Consider the following 6,657-nt stretch of genomic DNA (forward strand, 5'->3'; position numbering starts at 1 on the left):
GAACGCGGTGATCGTGTCATAGACCTCGTCCACCCGGGTGAAGTCGTGCACGGGCTTCCCGCCGTCCTCCCGGTAGACGCCGAGGTCGTCGCAGAGGATCGCGTGGGCGCGCACGGTCTCGACGCCGAGCTCCTCCCGCATCGTCCGCAGGGCCTCGGTCAGCTCGGGGCCGATCGGGCGCCCGCCCACGGTGTCGGCGGACAGCATGTACGACAGGTGCTCGGAGCCGATCATGTACTTCCACGGCCGGGGCAGGGGCCGCGTGCTCGCTGAGGCGTCGACCCGCAGGGCCGCCGCGCCCGGCGCGGCGAGCGGCGCGGCGAACACCGGTCCGGCAAAGGGGCCGGTCCGCTCCACGGTGGTGATGGCGGCGACCCGATACCAGGCGGGTTCCCCGAGCGTGTCGACGTAGCGCGGATCCGGCACGGCCGGTACGTCGACGTCACGCTGCTTGGTCGAGGTGTACGGCCCCTCCTCGGCGGGCGCGCGGTGGACGATGTAGCCGATGGCCCCGGCCACCGGTTCCCAGGTCAGCGTGACGTGCCCGCCTCCGCTGTCGGCGCGCAGGTCGCGGGGGGCGGCGACCTCGACCGGTCCGGCCGCGGTCACCTCCCCCGACGCCTTGTGGATGCGGGCCTGCCAGTCTCGGCGTGCGGCATCGGCCGTGCTCATGGATACGTCTCCCCGATGGTCGGTTGATGGATGTGCACGTTGGAGTACGGCTCACCTGGGGGGCACGACGGCCCATTCCTCCTGGCGCAGCACGGGGGCGAGTTTGGCCGTGACGTCGCGGGTCGCGAAGTGGCGGCGCAGGCTGTCGCCCGCGAGCGCGTTGCCGAGCGCGATCATGATCATTCCCTGGTCGAGGGCGAGATACTGCTTGGCGACCTTGCCGCTGCGCACGGCCACCGCGTCGTAGAAACCGCCGGGTCCGTAGGAGTCGAAGTTCGCCCTGAGCCTGGCGAGGTTGCCGAGGGCCGCGTCCGGCGCGTGGCGCAGCGCGAGGAACGACGCGTGCGGGGTGACCACGCCGTCCCCGTAGGACTCGGGTTCCGCCTGGCCCTCGCGGCATCCCTCGAACCCGTAGTCGACGGAGGTGCGCTCCTGGTCGGAGGTGTAGCCGGGGGTGTCCATGCCGATCGCGTCCACGCCGTACTCGCGGTAGCCCCCGGCGGGGTCGTTGGACGGGGAGAAGCCCCAGTATCCGTACTTTGCGTCGTTCATGCCGTGCTCGATCTGGGCGGCCACGTAGACCGGCTGGTTGCGGCCCCAGCTCCTGGCGCCCCAGACGTCCTCCGGCACGAGCTGGGTCACCATCAGCTCCTCGAACATGCTGCCGCCCCAGGTGGGCACCAGGCGCATGCCGCGGTAGCCGTACGTGCCCTCGAAGACGTTGACGCCCATGTACGTGCGCCAGGCGCCGACCGGCTTCTGCTCGGCCCACGACCAGTCACAGGTGTCGGGGAAGGTCCGCCACATGCCGTAGTAGTGCTCGGGCGGGAGCTGGTCGAGGACGATGCCGACGTAGCTGGCGATCCTGGCCTCGGTGAGCGCGCCGTAGTGGTGGCAGGTGGAGTAAACCGTGGTTCCCGAGCCGTTGTAGTCGCTCTCGACCGAGCAGCCGGTGGGCTTCTCCGGCCAGAACCCGCCGCGCAGCAGGCCGGTGCCCGCGTCGGGCCGCGCCTGCGGGTCGTAGTAGGACTCGAAGTCCATGCCGCTCAGCAGCGCCTCGGCCTGCTTGGAGACCTCGGGCACGGCACTGCGGATCATCATGAGGGCGGCCGCGAGCCAGCCGTTGTCGACGCTGGACAGGAACGGCTGGACGGCGGAGCCGTTCTCCGGCCAGGTGCGCACGATCCGCAGCGTGTGCGGGTCGTACCAGTTGTAGAACTGGCCGGTCGGGGCGTGACGCTCCAGCTTGGCCGTCGAGCCGAGCGTTCTGGCGACGCGCCGCTGGGCCTCACCCCGGGAGATGAGGTGGGTGTCGCGGGCGGCCACCGTACTCCACAGGTAGGTGGCGATGTTGGTCGGCGAGGTCACCTTGGCGCGGGTGCCGGGGTCGAGCGAGCCGTCGATCTTGTCGGAGGGCAGCCCGGTCGCCGGGTCGGCCATCGCGTCCATGGATTTCCAGGTGTCCGCGGCGTAGCGGCGCAGCAGTTCCCGCTGACGCGCCGCTGTCAGGGGGGGCGCCGTCAAGGGACTAGCTGTCAAGGGGGCAGAGGGGGAGACGAGGGGAGACGCGGAAGGGGAGAGCGAGGGGGCGGGGGAAGGGGCGGCCGAGGCGGGAGAGGGGGCGGCCGTGATCAGGGCGAGACAGGCCGCCAGGGCGGCCGCGTGACGACGACGCACGGGGGCTCCTTACGTGGGTTACTTGAGTCCGGTGGAGGCGATGCCCTGGGTGAAGAAGCGCTGCAGGAAGACGAAGAGGACCAGGACCGGAAGCACGACGACCACCGCCCCGGCGATGAGCAGGCCGTACTGGGTTCCCTGGTAGCCGTTGAAGATCGCCAACGCGACGGGCAGCGTGTACCTGTCCTCGCTCTGGGCCACCACCGCGGGCCAGAGGAAGTTGTTCCACGAGCCGAGGAACGTGATCAGGCCGAGCGTGGCCAGGGCGGGCTTGCAGAGCGGCATGACGATCTGGAAGAAGATCCGGAACTCCCTGGCGCCGTCGACCCGCGCGGCGTGGATCAGCTCGTCGGGGATGTCCGCGATGAACTGGCGCATCAGGAAGATGCCCAGCGGGGTGACCAGGCCGGGCAGGATGATCCCGAGGAAGGTGTTGACCAGGCCGAGCTTCGCGATGAGCACGAACTGCGGGATCATCACCACGATGGCGGGCAGCGCCATCTGGGTCAGGACCAGTGCGAAGAGCACGTTCTTGCCGCGGAAGGCCAGCTTGGCGAAGGCGTACCCGACCATCGAGCAGAACAGCAGGTTGCCCGCGACGGTGGCGAGGGCCACCACCGCGCTGTTGACGAACACCTGCGTGATGTTCATCTTCTCCAGCAGCTCGCCGTAGTTGCCGAGCGTCCACTGCACCGGCAGCAGGTCCGGCGGGTCCCGCCTGATCTCGGTCTCCGGCTTGAACGAGGTGAGCAGCGTCCAGACGAACGGGAGCACGACGAGCGCGAGTCCGGCGCTGAGCAGCGCGTACGTGGAGAAGCGGCGTTTCACCCGGGCCTCCCGGCCCGGAACCGGTCTCACCTGGACCTCCCGACCCGGAACTGCAGGACCGCCAGGGCCACGATCACGGTGAACAGGACGCTCGCGGCGGCTGCGGCGTAGCCGTAGTTGCCGGAGCCGAACTGGTTGTAGATGGCGAGCGACGCCGAGGTGGTCGCTCCCGCCGGACCTCCCCGGGTCATCACCAGCGGCTCCTCCATGAACTGGGCGAACCCGATGGAGCTGTAGACGGTGCAGAACAGCAGCGCCGGGCGGAGCATCGGCAGCGTGACGGAGCGGAAACGCTCCCAGCGTCCGGCGCCGTCGACCTCCGCCGCCTCGTACAGCTCCCTGGGGATGCCCTGCAGGGCGGCCAGCAGGACGACCATGTCGAAGCCGAAGCTCCGCCAGGCGGTCATGACGATGATCACGGGAAGCGCCAGGTTCTCGTCGGCGAGCCAGCGGGGGCCGTCCACGCCCACCGCCGCGAGCACCTGGTTGACCAGTCCCGCGTCGGGTTCGAGCAGGAACCTCCAGGCCACCGCGACGCCGATGATGCTGGTGACGTACGGCAGGTAGTAACCGAGCCTGAAGAACGCGGCGGGCAGCCGGGCGATCCCCGAGTTCAGCGCCACGGCCGCGCCCAGGCCGAGGGCGATGGTGAGCGGGAGCGCGGTCACCACGAAGATCAGCGTGTTGACCGCCGCCTTGCGCATGAGCTCGTCGTCGAACAGCCGCAGGTAGTTGTCGAGCCCGACGAGGTTCACCCCGAGGGGATCGCGCACGTCGGTACTGCGCATGTCGGTGAAGCTCATGCCGAGTTCGACGAGGAGCGGTCCCGCCCAGAACACCGCGAACATCACGACGAAGGGCGTCACGAAGAGCCAGGCCAGACCGGTACGGCGGAATCCTCCCCCGGATCGCCGCTCCTTGACGGGGGCGGGTCCGGTGAACTCGCGCGAGCCCACCCGCTCGCTGACCACCATGGTCAGACCCCGGTCCCGATGGTCTCGGCCTGCTCCTGGACGGTCTTGGCCGTCTCCTCGGCCGTCTGCTTGCCCAGGGCCATCTTCTCGATCTCGGTCTCCATCACCTTGGCCACCTGCTCCCAGGTCGGGACGGCGGGGACGGCCTTGGCGTCCTTGAGCTGCTCGCCGAAGACGGTGACGCGCTCGTCGGCGGTCAGCGCCGGGTCCTGCCAGGCGGCCTCGACGCTGGGCAGCGCGTTGACCTTGGTGTACCAGGCGGCCTGGACCTTGGGGTCGACGAGCCAGCGCAGGAACTTCCAGGCGGCGTCGCGGTTCTTCGCGTCCTTGAAGACCACCATGTCGCTACCGCCGACCAGGCTGGTGCCTCCCGCGCTCCCCTTCGGGTAGGGCGCGACGGCGAACTTCTCACCGAAGCCGTCGCCGCCCTCCTTCTCCAGGCCCGCGATCATCCACGGCCCCGAGTAGAAGGCGCCGACCTTCCCCTTGACGAACGTCTGCGGGAAGGCGCCGGTGGGCTGGTCGGTGCTGGAGAGCCCGCCCTCGAAGAACGAGCCGTACTGCTTGAGCGCCTGGACCATCTGGGGCGTGTCCAGCGTCCACTTCCCGCCCGAGACGATCTCGCCCCCCGCCTGCCACACCAGCGGCAGCACCTCCTGCCAGGAGCCCTGCCGGAAGTTCTGCTCGACGCCGAGCGAGGCGCCCCCCTTCTCCTTGAGCGCCCTGACGAAGGCGGTGGTCTCCTCCCAGGTGACGGGCGGCTGCACCGCCGCCCTCGAAGCGAGGTCCTTGCGGTAGTACAGGGCGCGGGTCTCGACGTACCAGGGCACTCCGTACGCGGTCCCGTCCACCTCGACCGTGCCCCACGCGCCGGGGAAGAACGTCGACTTGTCGATCAGGCCGGCCGGGGTGGGGTCGAGGGCGCCGGTCTTGGCCATCTCGCCCATCCAGGTGCTGCCCAGCATGGTGATGTCGGGGGTGGCGTTCCCCGCGATGGCCGCGGTGATCTTGTCGTGGGCCACGTCCCAGCCGAGCGGGGTCACCTTGATCGTGATGCCGGGGTTGGCCGTCTCGAAGTCCTTGGCGAAGGCGCCCAGCGCCTCCCCCTCGGCCCCGATCGCCCAGACCGTGACCTCGCCGGTGGCCTTGCCGGTGTCGACGTCCCTCGCCTGCTCCGCGGCCCCTCCACCACTCCGGCCGCACCCGGCGAGCACCAGTCCCAACGCGAGGATCCCGACGGCGTACTTCTTCACTTTTCCTCCAGGGGGTGAGGACCGCAGCTGGATCGAACGATCAGCTGGGTGGGGAGAATCTCGGAGTTCGGGACGGTACGAGCACCCTTGATGAGCTCGTCCAGCGCGCGAGCGGCGCGGGCGCCGAGCAGGCGCATGGGCTGGCGCACCGTGGTGAGGGCGGGCCTGGCGTGGCGGGCGGCCATGATGTCGTCCCAGCCGGTGACCGCCACGTCGCCCGGCACATCGAGGCCGAGTTCCTCGGCCGCCAGGATGACGCCGAGGGCCACCTGGTCGTCGGCGCAGATCACCGCCTCCGGCCGGCGCGCTCCACCGGGTTTCCCGCCGAGTAGCGTCCGCCCCGCCGCGTACCCGCCCTCCACGGTGAGCTCGCAGGGCAATGGCTCGGGGGGCCGGATCCCGTGGCCGGACAGGACCCGCCTGACTCCCGTCCAGCGCTGGGTGACGTCGCCCCGGTCGTCGTCCCCGGCCAGGGCGAAGGTCGAGTAGCCGTGTCCGAGCAGGTGGGTGGTGAGCGCCTCGGCCGACGCGGTGTTCTCGCTGCAGACCGCGTCCGCCCGCTCGACGGGATCGCGCGCGAGCAGGACCAGCGGCGTCCTGCTCCTGATGATCTCGTCCACCACGGCGTCCTCGACGGTCCTGCCGAAGATCACCATGCCGTCCACCCGGCCGACAAGATCCCTGACCAGGTCCTGCACGGCGGCCCGCCCGCGCGTGGACAGGATGAGCACGGAGCGGCCGAGCTCGGAGGCCACCTCCTCGTACCCGAGGAGGACCTCGGCGAAATAGGGGCCCGACAGGTCGGGGAAGACGATCCCGTTGGCCGCGTGGCGGCCCTGGGCGAGGGAGACACCGAGGCGGCTCGGGGTGAAGCCGAGCTCCTCGACCGCCCTCAGCACCTTCTCGCGAGTTCCGGCCGCGACGGGGCCGGTGTTGCGCAGAGCCCGGGAGACGGTGGCGATGGAGACGCCCGCCCGTTGCGCGACCTCGTAGATGGTCGCCCCCTGACCTTCGTAACTGTTTGACACCTGTCGTCCGATCTCCCAGCGAGTGGAAGCGCTTACACTCGACGGCGGCAGAAGGTGGAAGCGCTTACAGTGAATGATCGGAGTCAACCACCGGGCGGAATCATCAGTAAAGACCTGTTACGTCACCGTTACCAAACGAGCACAGCGACACCCCGGGCTCCGTGATACTCCACCGGAAAGAAGAAGCCCCCGCCCCCTCCCGCCGGGAACGAATACCAGCGAAAG

Annotated in this window: 6 protein-coding genes; all 6 read right to left on the reverse strand. The window is 69.9% G+C overall.

The window, feature by feature from the left end; translation table 11 throughout:
- Positions 1-672, reverse strand: a 672-nt coding sequence (locus ABZ260_RS43685) for a hypothetical protein (protein ID WP_355629738.1), incomplete at its 3' end; no start/stop codon positions are given.
- A gap of 51 nt (positions 673-723) precedes the next feature.
- The gene (locus ABZ260_RS43690) at positions 724-2,196 is read right to left on the reverse strand and encodes a glucoamylase family protein (protein ID WP_355629740.1); all 1,473 of its coding nucleotides are present in this window, start codon (positions 2,194-2,196) and stop codon (positions 724-726) included.
- Between the two features lie 171 nt (positions 2,197-2,367).
- On the reverse strand, positions 2,368-3,207 hold the full coding sequence (locus ABZ260_RS43695) for a carbohydrate ABC transporter permease (RefSeq protein WP_355629743.1): 840 nt from the start codon (positions 3,205-3,207) through the stop codon (positions 2,368-2,370).
- Positions 3,204-4,151 (reverse strand): sugar ABC transporter permease, encoded by a 948-nt coding sequence (locus tag ABZ260_RS43700; protein WP_355629746.1) that lies wholly within the window; start codon positions 4,149-4,151, stop codon positions 3,204-3,206. Before ABZ260_RS43700 ends, ABZ260_RS43695 begins: the two co-directional genes overlap by 4 nt.
- 2 nt (positions 4,152-4,153) lie before the next feature.
- Entirely contained in the window at positions 4,154-5,404 is a 1,251-nt protein-coding gene (locus ABZ260_RS43705; protein ID WP_355629749.1) for a sugar ABC transporter substrate-binding protein, read from the reverse strand.
- Complete coding sequence (locus ABZ260_RS43710; protein ID WP_355629752.1) at positions 5,401-6,432, reverse strand: LacI family DNA-binding transcriptional regulator; 1,032 nt, start codon at positions 6,430-6,432, stop codon at positions 5,401-5,403. The genes ABZ260_RS43705 and ABZ260_RS43710 overlap by 4 nt, the downstream gene beginning before the upstream one ends.
- Positions 6,433-6,657 lie beyond the last annotated feature (225 nt).

The sequence above is a fragment of the Streptosporangium sp. NPDC006013 genome (assembly GCF_040614275.1).
GTDB lineage: Bacteria > Actinomycetota > Actinomycetes > Streptosporangiales > Streptosporangiaceae > Streptosporangium.

Excerpts from the sequence above, each read along its gene's own strand:
- ABZ260_RS43700 (WP_355629746.1), bottom strand. The coding sequence starts at position 4,151 with ATGGTGGTCAGCGAGCGGGTGGGCTCGCGCGAGTTCACCGGACCCGCC.